Source organism: Corticibacter populi (assembly GCF_004217315.1).
Classification (GTDB): Bacteria; Pseudomonadota; Gammaproteobacteria; order Burkholderiales; family Burkholderiaceae_C; genus Lampropedia; species Lampropedia populi.
Genome location: NZ_SGWR01000005.1, coordinates 17,203 through 34,792 on the forward strand (window position 1 = coordinate 17,203; position 17,590 = coordinate 34,792).

Genomic DNA, 17,590 nt, shown 5'->3' on the forward strand with positions numbered 1-17,590 from the left:
AAGACATGTTTTTTTGAATGACTACCATCCGTGTAAAAGAAAACGAGCCGTACGAAATCGCACTGCGCCGCTTCAAGCGCACCATCGAGAAGCTGGGCCTGCTCAATGAGCTGCGCGCCCGCGAGTTCTACGAAAAGCCGACTGCCGAGCGCAAGCGCAAGAAGGCTGCTGCGGTCAAGCGCCATTACAAGCGCGTGCGCAGCCAGCAGCTGCCCAAGCGCATGTACTGATGACCGGCTGGCGCATGCCAGCCAGGGACAAGTCAGGCAGCTTGCCGACAACCGCGCCAGGGACGCCTTGCGCGGTTTTTTGTTTTTGTGACCCGCCCGCGAGCATTGGCGACGGGTCTGCGGCCGGGACGTCGAGGCACCGGCCTTTTCCTGGAGTATTTCAACCATGAGCACACTCAAATCCCGTATCACCGAAGACATGAAGAACGCCATGCGCGCCAAGGAGGCTCAGCGCCTGGGTACGATCCGCCTGTTGCAGGCGGCGATCAAGCAGCGTGAGGTTGATGAGCGGATCGAACTCGACGATGCCGCCGTGGTCGCGCTCATCGACAAGCTGGTCAAGCAGCGCAAGGATTCGATTGCCGCCTTCGAGCAGGCCGGCCGCCAGGATCTGGTCGACCAGGAACAGGCCGAGCTGGAAGTGCTGCGCGCCTATCTGCCGGCGCGCATGGCCGCGGCCGAGATTGCCGCAGCAGTCGCCTCCATCGTTGCCGAGGTGGGTGCCAGCGGCCCTGGCGACATGGGCAAGGTGATGGGCGCGGCCAAGAAGGCACTGGCTGGCAAGGCCGACATGGGTGAGGTCTCGGCGGCGGTCAAGGCGGCACTGGCGGGTTGATGGATGGGCGGCCGGCTGTCTGACACCTGTCGGTCAGCCGGCATGCCGCCCGCCCGCTCAAGCCCTCGGAGCTCGATGCCTGGCGCTCAGTCGCGTGCTGCGGCGGGCTTGCCCAGGCGCTCGAGCAACTGCGTACTGGTGGTGGTGTACTGCAGCAGCACGGGCTGGCCGCGCAGTTGTTCGGCCAGGGCAAAGCCGGCCATGATGGCCTCGTGAAAGGCACTGGCGATCAGCTTGCGCTTGCCGGGGTAGTGGGCAATGTCGCCGATCGCATAGACGCCGGTGCGGCTGCTGCGCTGCGTGGCGGGATCGACGATGAAGTACTTGTTCTGCTGCGCCAGTCCCCAGTCGAGTGCCTCGCCGAGCTTGGGTGAGATACCCTGGTAGACCAGCAGCACGTCGATCGGCAGTTCCTGCGTGTTGCCTTCGGCATCGAGGATTTGCAGAGCCTGCAGGCGCGTCCGGCCATCCGGTGTGGCATCGGCGCTGGTGAGCAGCGCCTCGGGCTGGCCGATGTGCACACGGATGCGGCCTTGCGCGCGCAGCGCCTGCAGGGTTTGCAGTGACCGGGCATCGGCCTTGAACACATCGCGGCGGTGCAGCAGCCCGATGCTCTGGGGGGCCTGTTCGGCCGGCAGGGCCGCCAGCGTCAGGGCCTTGGCGACGGCCGTCTCGTCGCCGCCGTGGATGAGCACGCGTGCCCCGGCTACGGGGGCCAGACGGTCATGCGATTGCAGAAACACCTGATGGCCGCTGGCCAGCAGCGCCTCCAGGCCCTCCAGCCGTGGTTTGCGTGGCACAAAGGCGCCGGCACCAAGCGCCAGCACGACGGCCTGCGCGGTGATGCGCAGGCCCTGGGCCGTCTCGACCAGCAGGCGCCCGTCGGGCTGGTCGCGCAGCCCCGTGACCTGCTGACCCCAGTGCCAATCGATGGCAAACGGCGCCAGCTGTGCATGCAGGCGCTCGGCCAGTTCGGCGCCCGAACAGGCGGGCAGTGCCGGGATGTCGTAAATCGGCTTGTGGGGGTAGAGTTCGGCGCACTGGCCGCCAGGATGCGGCAAAGCTTCGATGGCGTGACAGGCCAGGCCCTGCAGCCCGAGCTGGAACAGCTGGAACAGCCCGGCCGGTCCGGCGCCGATGACGACGACCTCGGTCTCCAGCGGGACGGAGATGGGCGCGGCCTCGGAGTGCATGGCTGGGGCGATCCTGATGGGGTCGGGCCTGGTGTTCAGCCTGCCTCAGCGCTCCAGGTATTGCAGCTTGTCGGGCGTGCCGTTCCAGTCATCGGCATCGGGCAGCGAGGCCTTCTTCTTGGTCAGCGTCTTGTAGTTCTTGCTCTCGCACAGCTCGGCATTGATCTGGATGAATTGCTGCTGATCGGCAGGCACGTCTTCCTCGGCGAAGATGGCTTCGGCCGGGCACTCGGGCACGCAGACGGCGCAGTCGATGCATTCATCCGGGTCGATGATCAGGAAGTTCGGCCCTTCCTTGAAGCAGTCCACCGGACACACATCGACGCAATCCGTGTATTTGCACTTGATACAGTTTTCAGTGACGACGTGTGTCATGGCTGGGCAATCGATCTATGGTTGTGTTGGAGCGTGGGGGAAACCCGGATTTTAGTCCTGCGGCGCATTTCCGGCACCAGTTTGGACAAGGCGTCCGACGGCTGGTGTGGACTTGGTGCATCAATCGCTGCTTGAACCGGTGCGCGAATCGGTGCATCCATGCGGCATCGGGAGCGTCAGTGTGCCCGGCATGCTCCTTGTTTCAGTGGTTCACCAGCACCGCGGCGGCCGTCTTGTGGCTGGCCGTGTCCACCAGAATCAGCGCACCGAGCGAGCGCGACTGGCCGAAAGGCGCTGCCGGGATGGCCTCTTGCAGTACCAGTTCGACAGTTCCCAGCGCATTGGGCTCCAGCGTCTCGGCAGCCTCGCGTTCGAGCGTGTGGATGTTCAGGCGTTGCACGATGCGGCGGATCTTGGCCTTGACCCAGCGATGGCCGTGCAGAGCCCAATAGACGCGGCCGAGGGCGGCTGGCTCGTCGTCCATCCAGGCGATGGTGGCAGTGATCTCGCGCCGGCCCGGCCAGGCGTGTGCCGGTGCGGCCAGGGTGTCGAAATCGTCGAAGTCATCGTCGGCGCCGGTCGTGGCCGCAGGTGCCTCGGCGGCCAGCAGCCAGTCGCCGCGCGAGATGTCGAGCTCGCGGTCGAGCGCTACGCCGGCACTCGTGCCGGCATGCAGGCCGGTGGCGCCGACGGGCTGGCGGGCATGGTCCAGCACCTCGACGACGCGGGCGGCCTGGCCGCTCGGGAAGACGCGCACTTCCTGGCCGGCCTGCAGCCGGCCAGTGGCGACGCGCCCCCAGAAGATGCGGCGGCTTTTGCTGGTGTCGGCGGACGAGGAGAACTTCTCCACCCATTGCACCGGCAGTGCCAGCGGCAGCGTGGTGTCGGCCGGCGTGGTGGGCAGCGCCTCGAGCAGCGGCAGCAGGGCCGGGCCATCGTAGCCGGCAAAGCCAGGCTCGGTGTCGACCACGTTGTAGCCCTTGAGCGCCGAGATCGGCACGATGGCGGTGGGTTGCAGCCCCTCCGCATCAGTGAAGCGTTGCAAGGCCGCACGGATGTTGGCGAAGGCCTGGGCCGGATCGGCCACGGCATCGAGCTTGTTGACGGCAAAGATCAGCGAGGGCACGCGCAGCAGGTGTGCGAGCAGGCTGTGGCGCTTGGTTTGCGGCAGCAGCTGCAGCGCGGGGTTCTGCCAGTCGAGCTTGGTGGCATCGATCAGCACCACCGCGGCATCGGCGTTGCTGGCGGCGGTGACCATGTTGCGGGTGTACTGCTCGTGACCGGGGGCGTCGCCGATGATGAACTTGCGCGCGGCGGTCGAGAAGTAGCGCCAGGCGACGTCGATGGTGATGCCTTGTTCGCGTTCGGCGGCCAGGCCGTCAGTGAGTTGCGCGAGGTCGATCTCTTCCTTGCTCGCTGCGCTGTGGCGCGTGATGCCGGCGAGCTGGTCCTGCAGCACGCTCTTGCTGTCCACCAGCAGGCGGCCGATCAGGGTGCTCTTGCCATCATCGACGCTGCCGCAGGTGATGAAGCGCAAAGCGGCTTTTGGTTGGTCAGTGCTCATGTCATTCGTTGAGTGTTCGGGGCGCGGATTGCCGCGTGTGCCGCAGTGCTGGTTCAGAAATACCCATCCCGCTTGCGCTTTTCCATCGAGGCGTCGGAGGTCTTGTCGTCCATGCGGGTGGCACCGCGCTCGCTGACGCTGACGGTGAGGGTCTCGGCGACGATGTCGGCGGCACTGGCGGCGCTGCTGGCCACCGGGCAGGTGCAGGTGATGTCGCCGACAGTGCGAAAGCGCACCTCGCGTTCGACCACGGCCTCGCCCGTCTGCGGCGGCGTCAGTGGCGTGACGGGCACCAGCAGGCCCTTGCGCTCGACCACCGGGCGGCGGTGCGCGTAGTAGAGGCTGGGCAGTTCGATGGCCTCGCGGTCGATGTATTGCCACACGTCCAGCTCGGTCCAGTTGCTGATGGGGAACACGCGGAAGTGCTCGCCTGGCGCCAGGCGGGTGTTGAAGAGCGTCCACAATTCCGGGCGCTGCGCCTTGGGCTGCCACTGGCCGAAGCTGTCGCGGTGGCTGAAGATGCGCTCCTTGGCGCGGGCCTTCTCCTCGTCGCGGCGGGCGCCGCCGATCAGCGCGTCGAAGCGGAATTCCTCGATGGCTTCGAGCAGCGTGACCGACTGGTGGGCGTTGCGGCTTTCACCAGGGTGCGCCAGGCGCACGGTGCCGCGCGCCATCGAGTCCTCGACGCTGCGCACGATCAGCTCGGCGCCCAGCTCCCTGGCGCGGCGGTCGCGGAACTCGGTGACTTCGGGGAAGTTGTGGCCGGTGTCGATCATCAGCAGCGGGTAGGGAATGCGGCCGCTACTGGATGGGCTGCTTTTGCCTCCGAAAGCCTTCTCGGCGCACTTGAGCATGACCAGCGAGTCCTTGCCGCCGGAGAACAGCAGCGTGGGCCGCTCGAAGCTGGCAGCGACTTCGCGCAGGATGAAGATGGTCTCTTCCTCCAGCGCATCAAGGTGGGTGTTGGAGAGCTGGTTCAGCAGCGGGGCTTCGGCAACGGTGTTCATGGGCGGCTTCTTCTTTCTTCTCGGGCCTGGGGCTTCTCGGACGTCTCAGGCGCCTGCGCGCTCGGCGAAGTGCGGCTTGGCATGGATCGCATCGGCTTGGTAGAAACCGTGCGCAAAGCGGTCGAGCTGACGCTGGGCATCGGCCGGGTCCACACCTTCCTTGAGCACGGCGGTGGAGAAGCCGCTGCGCTGCATTTGCAGCAATTGGTCGATCAGCACGTCGCCGGTGGCGCGGATGTCGCCGGTGAAGCGGCGGCGGCGGCGCAGCAGGTAGGCTTGGCTGAAGGCTCGGCCATCGGTGAAAGCGGGGAAATCCAGGTCGATGCGGGTGACGCCGTCGAGCGGCACGGTCAGCGCGTCGGCGTCATTGGGCAGCGCCAGGATGCTGGTATCGCCCTCGGCGGGCGGCTGGTGCTGGTCGTGGGTGAGAACGTGGAAACTCATGACGGGTTCGATTCGGTGGGGCAAGGGGGCGGTCTTTTGGCCTTCAGCCTTCCGCTTCTGCGGTCTCGGCCTCGGGCGCCGGGTGGCGCGCGGCGGCACCGGCTTTCTTGAACGGGTCGATGCCCACGCGGCGCACGGTGTCGATGAAGTGCTCGCCACGCTCGCGCAGATCGCGGTAGGTGGTCAGCAAGGCCTCGATGACGTCCGGCACCTCACCCGCCGAGAACGACGGGCCGATCACCTTGCCGGCCTGCGCCGGACCCGAGAGGGTCGAGCCGTCCGAGCCACCGACGGTGATCTGGTACCACTCCTTGCCGTCCTTGTCGACGCCGAGGATGCCGATGTTGCCGGTGTGGTGGTGGCCGCAGGAGTTGATGCAGCCGCTGATGTGCAGGTCGATGTCGCCGATGTCGTCGAGCTCGTCGAGGTCCTGGTAGCGCTCGGTGATGGTCGCGGCGATCGGCAGCGAGCGGGCATTGGCCAGCGCGCACAGGTCACCACCGGGGCAGGCGATCATGTCGGTCAGCAGGTCGACGTTGGTGCTGGCCAGGCCCAGTTGCTTGGCTCTTTCCCACAGCGCGTGCAGTTGCGAGGCATGCACCCAGGGCAGCACGACGTTCTGGTCGTGCGTGACGCGTGCCTCGCCGGCCGAGAACTGGTCGACCAGATCGGCCAGCGCGTCGAGCTGGTCGGCCGAGGCGTCGCCCGGTGCCTGGCCGACGCGCTTGAACGACAGCGTCACGGCACGCAGTGCCGGGATGCGGTGCGGGTGCACGTTGCGCCCCAGCCAGCGGGCGAAGGTGGGTTCGGCCGCAGCCTGTTGCGCCAGCAGCTGCTCGGCGTCCGCACCGTTCAAAGCCGGGTAGTGGCTCAGGTCGGGATCGGTGAAGCAGGCCTTGACGCGCTCCAGCTCGGCATCGGGCACGGTGTGCGGGCCGCCGTCGACTTCGACGATCTGGCGGAATTCCTCTTCCACGTCGTCGATGTACTTCTGGCCCTCGGCCTTGACCAGAATCTTGATGCGCGCCTTGTACTTGTTGTCGCGCCGGCCATGCTCGTTGTAGACGCGCACGATGGCCTCGATGTAGTTCATGATCTGGTTCCACGGTAGGAACTCGCGGATCGGCGTGCCGATCACCGGCGTGCGGCCCATGCCGCCGCCGACGAAGACCTTGAAGCCGATCTCGCCGGCCTCGTTCCTGACCAGGTGCAGGCCCACGTCATGCCAGCCGGTGGCGGCGCGGTCTTCCTGGGCACCGCTGATGGCGATCTTGAACTTGCGCGGCAGGAAGGCGAACTCCGGGTGCAGCGTGGTCCACTGGCGCAGTATCTCGGCATACGGGCGTGGATCGATGATCTCGTCGATCGCCACGCCGGCCAGCGCGTCGGTGGTGGTGTTGCGGATGCAGTTGCCGCTGGTCTGGATGCCGTGCATGCTGACGGATGCCAGCAGGTCCATCACATCGGCGGCTTTGGACAGCGGAATCCAGTTGAACTGCACATTGGTGCGGGTGGTGAAGTGGGCGTAGTGCGTGGGCAGGTAAGTGGTGCCCATGGCGCCCTGGATATCCAGCGCCTGGCGGTAGGCCTCGGCCTCGGGCTCGTCGTACTCGCGCGCGATCCGGGCCAGCACGCGCAACTGGGGCGCGGAGATCTCGCCATAGGGCACGGCCACGCGCAACATCGGCGCGTAGCGCTGCACGTACCAGCCGTTCTGCAGGCGCAGCGGGCGGAACTCGTCCTCGCTGATCTTGCCGGTCTGCCAGCGCTCGAGCTGGTCGCGGAACTGCTCCGAGCGCTTGCGCACGAAATCCTGGTCGAAATCGGTGTATTGGTACATGGGGATTCTGTTATCTCTGGGCCTTGGCCGTCCTGTCGCACCGGGGCGCAGGGCCAAAGGTGGCATCTTCCGCTGTTGAGGGCGCTACTGTAGCCTTGGCGCGTCGGATTTCAAACGAATGAATACTCACGCATGTATAACCAAATGGTTATAAAGAACAATGCATGTGGGTAGAACGAGCCGCGAACTGGCCCGGTGGGCGGCGCCGGTCACGGCGCCGTCCTGCTCCTGCTGTCTTTGGGCGGCGGACGCCTATTTTGACGCAAGCCGACACCATCCGCTGCCGTGCATCCAGAGTGCAGCTCAGTGGGCCGGAAAGGCGCCGATGCCGGGCATGAACAGGCGGCCATAGCCGAGCGTGGCCTCGCGGTCCGTCATGCTGGCGAGGTGGTCGCAGACCGTGCGCTCCAGCGCTGCGCCCTGTTCCAGCAGTTGCTGGCAGTCAAGCGGCAGCAGCCGGCGGGGATTCTCCAGCAGCACCTCGAAGAGGCGCATAAGCATGTGCTGGCCTTTGTATTCCAGTTCCTGCACTTGCTGCCGCAGGATCACGTACTGCATCACGAAATCCTTGAGCAGCGCCAGAAAGCCCTGCACGCCCGGTGCCATGACGGCCTGCAGGTCCAGCAGCGGTGCCTCGAAGCGGTGCTGGGGTTCGATGCGGATATGCCGCACCAGAAAGCCCACGATCCTGCTGATGGCGTGCTTGCGCGGCTTCTCGCCATCCCCAAAGAGCTGGGCGCTGGCAAACGTCAGCAATTCGCCGAACTGCTGCGCCTGCTCGGGCGTGTCCCAGCGCAGGGCGTCGGCACGTGCAACCACGTTGGCCTGCCACTGCGCGGCGGTGACCAGGCGCAGCGCGATGGCGTCCTCCAGGTCGTGCACGCCGTAGGCGATGTCGTCGGCCAGTTCCATGATGGACGTATCGAAAGCCTTGTGGCGGGTGCGGGCATGGCGGCCTGGCGTCGCCGGGGCGTCGATGGCGGTGAAGCGCTGCCGGTCCCCCGAAGAGAACGGCGCCAGGATCCAGGCCAGCACATCGGCTTCGTCGTCGTGGATGCACTTGGGCGGCTTGCAGGCCTGCCGGGGAATACCGCTGCCTGGCGCGGGCGCCTGCCAGCCCGCATCCGGCTGCGGGTAATGCGCCACGCGGTGGTGCGGCGCGGGGTACTTGAGCAGGCCCAGCAGGGTGCGGCGCGTCAGGTCCAGCCCATGCGCTTCGGAGTATTCGCCCAGCCGGGTGGCGATGCGCAGCGTCTGGCCGTTGCCCTCGAAGCCGCCATGGTCCTTCATGAAGGTATTGAGCGCGCCCTCGCCGCCATGGCCGAAGGGCGGGTGGCCCAGATCGTGGGCCAGGCAGATGGCCTCGATCAGCATCGGCGAGGGAATGCAGGCCCTGTACTCGGCCGGTTGCGTTGCCGCCAACTGCGCGCAGATGCCGGAACCCAGTTGCGCGACTTCCAGCGAGTGGGTCAGGCGGGTGCGGTAGAAATCGCTCTCGCCGGGCTTGAGTACCTGGGTTTTCGACTGCAGGCGCCGGAACGCGGCGCTGTGGATGATGCGGGCGCGGTCGCGCTGGTACTGGGCGTCGGGGGCACCGGAATTGAAATCGGCACCGACATAGGGTTCGTCGCTCTGGCGCTTGCGTTCGATCCAGGTGGAGGAGGACATGGGCTTGCTGTGGAGATGGTTTGGATGGCCAATGTACCGCAGAGACGGTGGCCGCGTTTTGGTGCTGCCAGTGCTGGCGGTACTGTGCCGGTACTGCCGGTGCACGGCCCCGGACGATCACGACATGCCCGCATGGCAGGCGTCTGCGGCACAATGCGGGCATGGATGACATCGTCAAGCAAGCCATGGCCAAGTGGCCGAACGTGCCGGCCTGCCGCGGCTGGCTGGGGCTCGATGCGCGTGGGCACTGGTTCATGCGCGACGATGCCACGCAGCAGCGCGGGCCGTTCCCGCAAAGCAAAGGTGCCGAGCTGCAGCACGAGGGCCTGGTCGCCTTCATCGGGCGCAACTATGCCTGTGATGCCGATGGCTGCTGGTATTTCCAGAACGGCCCGCAGCGCGTCTATGTCGAACTGGAATCGGCGCCCTGGGTGTTGCGCGTCGATGAGGCCGGGGAGGTCAGCACCCACACCGGTCTGCCGGTGCAGTGCCAGGGCTGCCATGAGGACGAGGCGGGCCGCATCTATATGGAGACCCAGCGCGGCCTGGGACTGGTGCACAGCATGGACATGCTGTTCTTCGCCAATGCGCTGGAGCGGCAGCCCGCCTGGCAGCCCCTGCCGGCGCGCTGGGCCGATCTGCCGGGGCGTTTCGGTTTCGTGCGCAGTCTGCAGCGGGCTGCCGGCGAGGGACGACATGCCGGGCCTTGATGTGGCCTGCGCAGCCGGGTATGGTCTGTACCTTGATGATGTGCCGCAGCGCTTGTGAGCCGCTGTCGATGGCTTGCACCACAAAACCCATGCGCGGTGGCAGGACTGGTCGCAGCGCGTATGCTTGGGGCCTCTCCGGCGCCATGGTGTGCCCGGGCAAGACCCCGTTTAAAACCCGTTTTTCCAGAATCCCCGTTTCCCGATGAAGATCGGCGCATGATCCGACGAGCAGGCAAGGTGACAGCATGGCATTGATGATCACGGACGAATGCATCAACTGTGATGTGTGCGAGCCCGAATGCCCCAATGATGCGATTTCGATGGGCGAGCTGTACTACCAGATCGAGCCGGGCAAGTGCACCGAGTGCGTCGGACATTTCGACACGCCCCAGTGCGTGGAGATCTGCCCGGTGGCCTGCATTCCGGTCAACCCGCAGCATGTCGAGAGCCGCGAGACGCTCTGGCAGAAGTTCGAGCGTCTGCGCCTGCAGCAGGATGCGCAGGCATCCCCGGCGGGCTGACGCGGTTTTTCCCTTGGTCCGCGTGCCGTGCGGTGCCGTGGCGGTACATGGGGAGTCAGCGCGCCCCGTTGCCTCCCTCTGCTTTCGGAGCAGGTGGTGGTGCATCGGCCGATTCGCTTGTCCTGGGTGCGGCGGTTGGCGGTGCGTCACCAGAAGCCGCCGGCGGCAAGGCGGCATCGGGCGCAGCCGGCAGGCCGCTGCCCGCCCGCGTCTCGGCTGCGCTGGCGGCCTTGCGTTCGGCCACTTTCTTCTTGCGCAGCCGCGTCGGCGCCAGCACCCCGGTGGGCTCAAGCACCGGGTAGGCGACGGCGCACAGCATCGAGTTGACGCGGCGCAGGTCGCTGATGAGGTCGATGTGCAGCGAGCTGGTTTCCATGCTGCGCGGGGTCTGGTTGGAGAGGCGCTGCAGGTGCGAGGCGGCGTATTGGCGTTCGAGATCGCGAAAACGCGCCTTCTCCTCGAGCAGCCGTCGCGCGTCGCGCACATTGCCGTTGAGGAACACGCTCATGGCCAGCTGCATGTTGGCCACCAGCATGGTATGCATGGCGCGGATTTCCTGCATGCCGGCCTCGGAGAATTGCAGGCCCCGGCGGATCTTCTTGTCCTCCACATCCTGCAGCACGCGCTCGATGACGTCGGCGATCTGCTCCATGTTGATGGTGAAGTCCATGATGTCGGTCCAGCGCTTGCTTTCGTCGGCATCAAGCTCGGCGCGGGAGATGCGTGTCATGTAGTACTTGATGGCCGAGTGCAGGCTGTCGACGGTGTCATCGAGTTCCTGCAATTCGTGCGCGAGGCGCTGGTCGTTGTTCTGGATGACGGCCAGCAGACCGCGCAGCATGGTCTCGACCACGTCGGCCTGGTGCAGGGCCTCGCGCGCGGCCGCGGAGATCGCCAGCGACGGCGTGGCCAGTGCCGAGGCGTCCAGGTGCAGCGGACGCAGCAGCGGCGACTCGGTACTCTCCTCATCGGGCAGCAGGCGCTGGACCAGGCGCGCCACCGAGCCGCACAGGCCGATGCAGACCAGCACGGTGGCGAGGTTGAAGGCCAGGTGGAACAGCACCACCTGAGCGATGCGATCGTCGATGTGCGGCACCGCGTATTGCAGCCAGACGCCGATCAGCGGCGCCATCAGGCACACCCCGATGAGCTTGAAAACGAGGTTGCCCAGTGGCACTTGGCGCGTGGCGATGCTGGACTTGAGCGTGGTGAGCACCGCCAGGATGCCGCTGCCCAGGTTGGCGCCCACCACCAGCCCCAGCGCCACTTCGAGCGGAATGCCGCCCGAGCCCGCCAGCGTGGCCGTCAGCAGCACGGTCGCCAGGCTGCTGTAGGAGAGCACGGCCAGCGCCGCGCCCAGCGTGATCTCCAGCATCAGGTCGCTGCTGAGGGCCTCGAGCAGGCTGCGGATCACCTCCGACTGCGTCAGCGTGGTGGTGGTCTCGGTGATCAGCCGCAGCGACAGCAGCATCAGCCCCAGGCCGATCATGGTGCGTCCGAACCGGCCGGCATTGCTGTCCTGGCGCGAGATGAACAGCACCACGCCCAGGAAGATCAGCAGCGGCGAGAGCCACGACAGGTCCAGCGAGAACACCACCGCCATCACGCTGGTGCCGATGTCGGCGCCCAGCATCACCGCCAGCGCCGCACTCAGGCCCATCAGCCCCTTGCCGACGAAGGAGGAAACGATCAGCGCGGTGGCCGTGCTCGACTGCACCAGCGCCGTCACGCCCAGGCCAGAGAGCATGGCCGTCAGGCGCGTGCGCACGCCGTGCGAGATGATCTGGCGCAGGTTGGCGCCAAACACCTGCAGGATGCCGGCACGCACCAGATGCGTGCCCCAGACCAGCAGGGCGATGGCGGCAAGCAGATTGAGAAGATGTTGCATAGGGAGGCCAAGGACTATACCCCTTGCGCGCGCGACCACGCTGCCGTTGCGGCATGATGTGCGCCACATCGATTCCATTTCGCCGTCTTTGACCGGAGCTGCGCCATGCCGCCGACCACCGTCTTCGATTTCACCGTCACCGCCATCGACGGCACGCCGCTGGCGCTGCGGCAGTACCAGGGTCAGGTCCTGCTGATCGTCAACACCGCCAGCGCCTGTGGCTTCACGCCGCAGCTTGGCGGCCTGGAAGGCCTGTGGCGCCAGTATCGCGAGCGGGGGCTGGTGGTGCTGGGTTTTCCGTGCAACCAGTTCGGTGGCCAGGATCCGGGCGCCAACGGCGAGATCGCACAGTTCTGCGAGCGCAACTACGGCGTGGACTTTCCGATGATGGCCAAGGTCGACGTGCAGGGCAGCGATGCCAGCCCGCTGTTCGCGTGGCTGACCGCGCAGGCGCCGGGCGTCCTGGGCACGCGGCGCATCAAGTGGAATTTCACCAAGTTCCTGGTGGGGCGCGACGGCCAGGTGCTGCGGCGCTTCGCGCCGGCGACCCGGCCCGAGCGGCTGGCCGCCGCGATCGAGCGTGCGCTGGGCTGAACGCAGGGCAGGGGCCGCTGACACCTGCCGCACGCCCTTGCCTTATAATCGGCCTCCGTTTTCGAGGAGCGTTGCAGCACCGGCGTGGCCAGATGGGCCCACTGCCCCGGTGTGAGGCTCGAGAACCGGCGCAGGCCCCATGCTGCCATGGCTGGGCGTTTGTCCCCTTCATCATTCGCAACGACGCTCATCCGCGGCACGGGCCGGAGGGCGTGGCATTCCATCCTCAGCGCAACCCCTCTCCTGCCGGCGGCTTGTTCCAACTGCTGAATTGAATTGGAGAGTTCCATGAACGCCCACACCGATCTGCCCTTGGCGCACCAGAGCGTGATCGCCGACCCCGCCCTCGCTGGCTGGGGCCGCAAGGAAATCCGCATTGCCGAGACGGAAATGCCCGGCCTGATGGCCATTCGCGACGAATACGCCGCAGCCCAGCCGCTCAAGGGGGCGCGCATCACCGGCAGCCTGCACATGACGATCCAGACCGCCGTGCTGATCGAGACGCTCCAGGCACTGGGCGCCACGGTGCGCTGGGCCTCGTGCAATATCTTCTCGACGCAGGACCATGCCGCCGCCGCCATCGCCCTCAACGGCGCCAATGGCGGCCAGGGCACGCCGGTGTTCGCCGTCAAGGGCGAATCGCTGGCCGACTACTGGGACTACACCCACCGCATCTTCGAGTTCGGCGCCAAAGGCACGCCGGGCGAAGGCCCGAACATGATCCTCGACGATGGCGGCGACGCCACACTGCTGATGCACCTGGGCCGCCGCGCCGAGACCGATGCCAGCGTGCTGGTCAGCCCGGCCAGCGAGGAAGAGCGCGTGCTGTTCGCCGCCATCAAGGCCAGGCTGGCCGAGGACGCCACCTGGTACAGCCGCAAGGGCGCCGAGATCATCGGCGTGACCGAGGAGACCACCACCGGCGTGCACCGCTTGAATGAAATGTCGGCCAGGGGCGAGCTGCTGTTCCGCGCCATCAACGTCAACGACTCGGTCACCAAGAGCAAGTTCGACAACCTGTATGGCTGCCGCGAGTCGCTGGTCGACGGCATCAAGCGCGCCACCGACGTGATGGTTGCCGGCAAGATCGCCGTGGTGGCCGGCTATGGTGACGTGGGCAAGGGCTGCGCCCAGGCGCTGGCGGCACTGCGCGCCCAGGTCTGGGTGACCGAAATCGACCCGATTTGCGCGCTGCAGGCGGCCATGGAGGGCTACCGCGTCGTGACCATGGAGTACGCCGCCGACAAGGCCGACATCTTCGTCACCACCACCGGCAACAAGGACGTGATCCGCCATGAGCACATGGTGGAGATGAAGAACGAGGCCATCGTCTGCAACATCGGCCACTTCGACAACGAGATCGATGTGGCTTCGCTGGAGCAGTACCAGTGGGAAGAGATCAAGCCGCAGGTCGATCACGTGATCTTCCCCTCGGGCCGCCGCATCACGCTGCTGGCCAAGGGGCGCCTGGTGAACCTGGGCTGCGCCACCGGCCACCCGAGCTATGTGATGTCCTCTTCCTTCGCCAACCAGACGCTGGCGCAGATCGAGCTGTTCACCAAGCCGGATGCGTATGAAGCCGGCAAGGTCTACGTGCTGCCCAAGCACCTGGACGAGCACGTCGCGCGCCTGCAGCTCTCCAAGCTGGGGGCCGAGCTGACGGTGCTCAGCGACGCGCAGGCGGCCTACATCGGCGTCAGCAAGCAAGGGCCCTACAAGCCCGATACCTATCGCTACTGATCGATCGCTGCTGGTGCGTGCCGGCTGCCCCGCCTGGCAGGCGGCAGCGGGCGGCGCTATGATCGGGCCGAACCTGTTGCTGCGAGTCCCTGCCGAAGGCAGCGCCGCAGCGTCTGCACTCCGCAGCGGCGCGGGTGCGCTGCAAATGGCTGGAAGGAGCCGTCGATGATCTTCAATCTGCTACTCACCTGGATCCTCAGTGCGCTGGCCCTGATGGGCGTGGCCTATGTCATGCCCTCCGTGCATGTCGAGAACTTCAAGGCGGCGTTGCTGGCCGCGGTCGTGCTGGGCCTCATCAATGCGCTGCTGCGCCCCGTGCTGGTGGTCATGACCTTTCCGCTGACGGTGCTGACGCTGGGACTCTTTTACGTGGTCCTCAACGGTCTGCTGTTCTGGCTGGCCGGCAGCGTCACGCAGAGCTTCCGGGTCGAGGGCTTCTGGTCCGGTGTCTTCGGTGGTGTGCTCTACGGGCTCATCATCTGGCTGCTGACCAGCGTGTTCGCACGCGGCTGACACCGGGGCTGAAGGGCTGTCCGGGCAAATGCGAGCCGATCAGTTGCTGGTGCAGGCCGGGCTGGCCCGGACCCGTTCGCAGGCGCAGCGGCTGATTGCCGCCGGCGCGCAGTGGCGGCTGGCGGGCGGTGCCTGGCAGCCGGTGCGCAAGAACGGCGATGAACTGCCTCTGGCGGCCGAATTGCAGTTGCTCGACGATGCGGAGGCGCGCTACGTCTCGCGCGGCGGCCTCAAGCTCGAAGGCGCGCTCGATGCCTGTGGTCTTGTGGTGCGCGGCTGGCGTTGTCTGGACGTCGGCCAGTCCACCGGTGGCTTCACCGATTGCCTGCTGCAACGCGGCGCTGCCGCGGTGGTGGGGGTGGACGTGGGCCATGGCCAGCTGCACCCGCGCCTGGCTGGCGATGTGCGCGTAACAAGTCTGGAGAAGTGCAACGCACGGGAACTGCAGCGCGCGCAGGTCGATCCAGCGGGTGCTGGCTTTGCGCTGATTACCGGGGATCTCTCCTTCATCTCGCTGGCGCTGGTGTTGCCGGCGCTGGCGGCGTGCATGGATGGTGACACCCAGTTGCTGATGCTGGTCAAGCCCCAGTTCGAGCTGCAGCCGCAGCAACTGGGCAAGGGCGGAGTGGTGCGCGACGAGCGGCTCTACGCCGAGGTCGAGGCGCGCATCCGCGCCGCCTGCTTGCCGCTGGATCTGCAGGTGCGCCAATGGCTCCCCAGCCCCATCACCGGAGGCGATGGCAATCGGGAGTTTTTCATGTGGGCGGTGCGCGCACGCGCGTGAACTGCTCGCGCCAATCGGGCTGCGATTCGGTTGCGGCCGGCGGTTGGATGGCGATTCGATGCGGAAGCCCGTTCCGTGGCGGCCCGATGGCCGGCATGGCCGACTGCCGTGTATTTTTTGACAGAGGACGCTGTGGTGAATCACACGCAACACAACAAGCACGGCAGCCCACTGCCGGTCAGTCTGGAATTCTTTCCACCCAAGACCGAGGCGGGCGCCGCCAAGCTCAAGGGCGTGCGGCAGGCGCTCTATGCCCTGCAGCCGGAATTCTGCTCGGTGACCTATGGCGCGGGCGGCTCCACGCAGGCCGGCACCTTTGCCACCGTGGCCGAGATCCAGGCCGAGGGCATCCCGGCCGCCTCGCACTTTTCCTGCATCGGTGCCACGCGCGAGAAAGTGCGTGCCGAGCTGCAGCAGCTGCGAGGCATGGGGGTCAAGCGTCTGGTGGCGTTGCGCGGCGACCTGCCCAGCGGTTATGGCATGGGCGGCGATTTCCATTACGCCAGCGATCTGGTGGCCTTCATCCGGGCGGAGACCGGCGATGCCTTCCACATCGAGGTGGCAGCCTACCCGGAGATGCATCCGCAGGCCCATTCGCCCGAGCAGGATCTGCAGGCTTTCGCGACCAAGGTGCGGGCCGGTGCCAACTCCGCCATCACCCAGTATTTTTTCAACGCGGATGCCTACTTCCGCTTTGTCGACGAGGTGCGTGCCATGGGCATCGAGGCGCCCATCGTCCCGGGCATCATGCCGATCCTCGGTGCCAGCCAGTTGCTGCGCTTTTCCGATGCCTGTGGCGCGGAGGTGCCGCGCTGGCTGCGCCTGCGCCTGCGCGGCTATGGCGATGACGTGGAATCCATCCGCGCCTTCGGGCTGGATGTGGTGACGGCCTTGTGCGAGCGGCTGATCGCCCAGGGCGTGCCCAGCCTGCACTTCTACACCATGAACCAGAGCGAGCCGGTGCGGGAAATCGCTCGCCGCCTGGGACTCGGGCCCCATGGCTGAGCGGCTGCATCGCTGGCGGATCGCGCTCGCGGTGGCTCTGTCACTGCTGCTGGCGTCGTGTACCGGCCTGCAACAGCGCCAGGCTCTGGAGGACGAGCGCTGGGACGTGATGGAAATCCTGGGCGTCGCCACTGCCCCGGACGTCTATGAGCTGCTGACACCGCGTGCGCAACTGACGGGTTCGCTTGGCCTGCGCGCCAGCGAGGCCTCGATCAACGCCCGATTGATACCGGGATTCCGGGAATGGGAGCGCCGCATCGACGAGACCGTCAAGGACCTGTACCAGACCGGCACGGCTTCCTGGTATGGCGACCGCTTCCATGGCCGGAGCACGGCCAATGGCGAGCGCTACAACATGAATGCGCTGACGGCGGCGCACCGCAGCCTGCCGTTCGGCACCGAGGTGTGCGTGCGCGGCCTGCTGACCGGGCGTGAGGTGCTGGTGCGCATCAACGACCGCGGCCCGTATTCCGGCCATCGCATCATCGACTTGAGCCGCGCGGCCGCCGAGCGCCTGGGCATGGTCAACCAGGGCCTCAAGGACGTCGCACTGTGGATTCCGGACGAGGATGATCCCGCGTGCGGCGATGGCGAGACCGCACTGGCGGGCCTGCCGGACGCTGGCAGCCAGCGCGCCGGTGGCACGGCGGTCTCCAGGGCGTCGTCGCGCCAGTCGACCTTGCGGCGCTGATGTCCAGCCCCGGGATGGGGCAGAAGTCTTGCCCAGCCGATGGTGGAGGCCCTGCCGTCATGTCGCATGGCCGCATGCCGCGATGACGGCAGCCATGAAGAAGCATCATGCGGGCTGCGTGCGGTCATTGTGCAAAGCATGGTGATTGCCTAAAAAAACAGCAGTACAATCCGCCCTCCTTATTCGGCCTGTCGTCGCACTCGCACG

18 protein-coding genes and 1 riboswitch are annotated in these 17,590 nt (G+C 66.6%); of the genes, 10 read left to right on the forward strand and 8 right to left on the reverse strand.

Annotation, left to right across the window (positions count from 1 at the left end; genetic code table 11):
• Positions 1 to 17 precede the first annotated feature (17 nt).
• Positions 18 to 230: a 30S ribosomal protein S21 gene (gene rpsU, locus EV687_RS16645; protein ID WP_122231295.1), complete on the forward strand. Its 213-nt coding sequence runs from the start codon at positions 18 to 20 to the stop codon at positions 228 to 230.
• Positions 231 to 396: 166 nt separating this feature from the next.
• Positions 397 to 846: a GatB/YqeY domain-containing protein gene (locus EV687_RS16650; protein WP_122231297.1), complete on the forward strand. Its 450-nt coding sequence runs from the start codon at positions 397 to 399 to the stop codon at positions 844 to 846.
• A gap of 86 nt (positions 847 to 932) precedes the next feature.
• Here EV687_RS16650 and EV687_RS16655 read toward each other — a convergent pair whose 3' ends face one another.
• The 7 genes from EV687_RS16655 to EV687_RS16685 form a co-directional block, all read right to left on the reverse strand.
• Positions 933 to 2,039: an NAD(P)/FAD-dependent oxidoreductase gene (locus EV687_RS16655; RefSeq protein WP_122231299.1), complete on the reverse strand. Its 1,107-nt coding sequence runs from the start codon at positions 2,037 to 2,039 to the stop codon at positions 933 to 935.
• Between the two features lie 45 nt (positions 2,040 to 2,084).
• Positions 2,085 to 2,414 (reverse strand): ferredoxin FdxA, encoded by a 330-nt coding sequence (gene fdxA, locus EV687_RS16660; RefSeq protein ID WP_122231301.1) that lies wholly within the window; start codon positions 2,412 to 2,414, stop codon positions 2,085 to 2,087.
• A gap of 202 nt (positions 2,415 to 2,616) precedes the next feature.
• On the reverse strand, positions 2,617 to 3,978 hold the full coding sequence (locus EV687_RS16665) for a sulfate adenylyltransferase subunit 1 (protein WP_122231303.1): 1,362 nt from the start codon (positions 3,976 to 3,978) through the stop codon (positions 2,617 to 2,619).
• Positions 3,979 to 4,031: 53 nt separating this feature from the next.
• Positions 4,032 to 4,985 (reverse strand): sulfate adenylyltransferase subunit CysD, encoded by a 954-nt coding sequence (gene cysD, locus EV687_RS16670; RefSeq protein ID WP_122231305.1) that lies wholly within the window; start codon positions 4,983 to 4,985, stop codon positions 4,032 to 4,034.
• A gap of 45 nt (positions 4,986 to 5,030) precedes the next feature.
• Complete coding sequence (locus EV687_RS16675) at positions 5,031 to 5,429, reverse strand: DUF934 domain-containing protein (RefSeq protein ID WP_122231307.1); 399 nt, start codon at positions 5,427 to 5,429, stop codon at positions 5,031 to 5,033.
• 43 nt (positions 5,430 to 5,472) lie between these two features.
• The gene (locus tag EV687_RS16680) at positions 5,473 to 7,269 is read right to left on the reverse strand and encodes a nitrite/sulfite reductase (RefSeq protein ID WP_122231309.1); all 1,797 of its coding nucleotides are present in this window, start codon (positions 7,267 to 7,269) and stop codon (positions 5,473 to 5,475) included.
• Between the two features lie 303 nt (positions 7,270 to 7,572).
• Positions 7,573 to 8,937: an anti-phage deoxyguanosine triphosphatase gene (locus tag EV687_RS16685; protein WP_122231311.1), complete on the reverse strand. Its 1,365-nt coding sequence runs from the start codon at positions 8,935 to 8,937 to the stop codon at positions 7,573 to 7,575.
• Positions 8,938 to 9,098: 161 nt separating this feature from the next.
• On the opposite strand from EV687_RS16685, the gene EV687_RS16690 reads away from it, so the two are divergent.
• Complete coding sequence (locus EV687_RS16690) at positions 9,099 to 9,647, forward strand: DUF2946 family protein (RefSeq protein WP_122231313.1); 549 nt, start codon at positions 9,099 to 9,101, stop codon at positions 9,645 to 9,647.
• Between the two features lie 245 nt (positions 9,648 to 9,892).
• Positions 9,893 to 10,168, forward strand: a complete 276-nt coding sequence (locus EV687_RS16695) for a YfhL family 4Fe-4S dicluster ferredoxin (RefSeq protein WP_122231315.1) — start codon at positions 9,893 to 9,895, stop codon at positions 10,166 to 10,168.
• Between the two features lie 55 nt (positions 10,169 to 10,223).
• Here EV687_RS16695 and EV687_RS16700 read toward each other — a convergent pair whose 3' ends face one another.
• Complete coding sequence (locus EV687_RS16700) at positions 10,224 to 12,056, reverse strand: Na/Pi cotransporter family protein (RefSeq protein ID WP_122231317.1); 1,833 nt, start codon at positions 12,054 to 12,056, stop codon at positions 10,224 to 10,226.
• 105 nt (positions 12,057 to 12,161) lie between these two features.
• On the opposite strand from EV687_RS16700, the gene EV687_RS16705 reads away from it, so the two are divergent.
• The 6 genes from EV687_RS16705 to EV687_RS16730 all read left to right on the forward strand — a co-directional run bounded on the left by EV687_RS16705 (position 12,162) and on the right by EV687_RS16730 (position 17,383).
• Complete coding sequence (locus EV687_RS16705) at positions 12,162 to 12,650, forward strand: glutathione peroxidase (RefSeq protein ID WP_122231319.1); 489 nt, start codon at positions 12,162 to 12,164, stop codon at positions 12,648 to 12,650.
• 57 nt (positions 12,651 to 12,707) lie between these two features.
• Positions 12,708 to 12,846: riboswitch (S-adenosyl-L-homocysteine riboswitch) on the forward strand.
• Between the two features lie 92 nt (positions 12,847 to 12,938).
• Positions 12,939 to 14,390 (forward strand): adenosylhomocysteinase, encoded by a 1,452-nt coding sequence (gene ahcY / locus EV687_RS16710; RefSeq protein ID WP_122231321.1) that lies wholly within the window; start codon positions 12,939 to 12,941, stop codon positions 14,388 to 14,390.
• Positions 14,391 to 14,555: 165 nt separating this feature from the next.
• Positions 14,556 to 14,903: a phage holin family protein gene (locus tag EV687_RS16715; protein WP_122231323.1), complete on the forward strand. Its 348-nt coding sequence runs from the start codon at positions 14,556 to 14,558 to the stop codon at positions 14,901 to 14,903.
• A gap of 28 nt (positions 14,904 to 14,931) precedes the next feature.
• Positions 14,932 to 15,687 (forward strand): TlyA family RNA methyltransferase, encoded by a 756-nt coding sequence (locus tag EV687_RS16720; RefSeq protein ID WP_122231325.1) that lies wholly within the window; start codon positions 14,932 to 14,934, stop codon positions 15,685 to 15,687.
• A gap of 135 nt (positions 15,688 to 15,822) precedes the next feature.
• Complete coding sequence (gene metF, locus EV687_RS16725; RefSeq protein ID WP_122231660.1) at positions 15,823 to 16,692, forward strand: methylenetetrahydrofolate reductase [NAD(P)H]; 870 nt, start codon at positions 15,823 to 15,825, stop codon at positions 16,690 to 16,692.
• The gene (locus tag EV687_RS16730; protein ID WP_242612703.1) at positions 16,685 to 17,383 is read left to right on the forward strand and encodes a septal ring lytic transglycosylase RlpA family protein; all 699 of its coding nucleotides are present in this window, start codon (positions 16,685 to 16,687) and stop codon (positions 17,381 to 17,383) included. The genes metF and EV687_RS16730 overlap by 8 nt, the downstream gene beginning before the upstream one ends.
• Positions 17,384 to 17,590 lie beyond the last annotated feature (207 nt).

Excerpts from the sequence above, each read along its gene's own strand:
- rpsU (WP_122231295.1), top strand. The coding sequence starts at position 18 with ATGACTACCATCCGTGTAAAAGAAAACGAGCCGTACGAAATCGCACTG.
- EV687_RS16650 (WP_122231297.1), top strand. The coding sequence starts at position 397 with ATGAGCACACTCAAATCCCGTATCACCGAAGACATGAAGAACGCCATG.
- EV687_RS16655 (WP_122231299.1), bottom strand. The coding sequence starts at position 2,039 with ATGCACTCCGAGGCCGCGCCCATCTCCGTCCCGCTGGAGACCGAGGTC.
- fdxA (WP_122231301.1), bottom strand. The coding sequence starts at position 2,414 with ATGACACACGTCGTCACTGAAAACTGTATCAAGTGCAAATACACGGAT.
- EV687_RS16665 (WP_122231303.1), bottom strand. The coding sequence starts at position 3,978 with ATGAGCACTGACCAACCAAAAGCCGCTTTGCGCTTCATCACCTGCGGC.
- cysD (WP_122231305.1), bottom strand. The coding sequence starts at position 4,985 with ATGAACACCGTTGCCGAAGCCCCGCTGCTGAACCAGCTCTCCAACACC.
- EV687_RS16675 (WP_122231307.1), bottom strand. The coding sequence starts at position 5,429 with ATGAGTTTCCACGTTCTCACCCACGACCAGCACCAGCCGCCCGCCGAG.
- EV687_RS16680 (WP_122231309.1), bottom strand. The coding sequence starts at position 7,269 with ATGTACCAATACACCGATTTCGACCAGGATTTCGTGCGCAAGCGCTCG.
- EV687_RS16685 (WP_122231311.1), bottom strand. The coding sequence starts at position 8,937 with ATGTCCTCCTCCACCTGGATCGAACGCAAGCGCCAGAGCGACGAACCC.
- EV687_RS16690 (WP_122231313.1), top strand. The coding sequence starts at position 9,099 with ATGGATGACATCGTCAAGCAAGCCATGGCCAAGTGGCCGAACGTGCCG.
- EV687_RS16695 (WP_122231315.1), top strand. The coding sequence starts at position 9,893 with ATGGCATTGATGATCACGGACGAATGCATCAACTGTGATGTGTGCGAG.
- EV687_RS16700 (WP_122231317.1), bottom strand. The coding sequence starts at position 12,056 with ATGCAACATCTTCTCAATCTGCTTGCCGCCATCGCCCTGCTGGTCTGG.
- EV687_RS16705 (WP_122231319.1), top strand. The coding sequence starts at position 12,162 with ATGCCGCCGACCACCGTCTTCGATTTCACCGTCACCGCCATCGACGGC.
- ahcY (WP_122231321.1), top strand. The coding sequence starts at position 12,939 with ATGAACGCCCACACCGATCTGCCCTTGGCGCACCAGAGCGTGATCGCC.
- EV687_RS16715 (WP_122231323.1), top strand. The coding sequence starts at position 14,556 with ATGATCTTCAATCTGCTACTCACCTGGATCCTCAGTGCGCTGGCCCTG.
- EV687_RS16720 (WP_122231325.1), top strand. The coding sequence starts at position 14,932 with ATGCGAGCCGATCAGTTGCTGGTGCAGGCCGGGCTGGCCCGGACCCGT.
- EV687_RS16730 (WP_242612703.1), top strand. The coding sequence starts at position 16,685 with ATGGCTGAGCGGCTGCATCGCTGGCGGATCGCGCTCGCGGTGGCTCTG.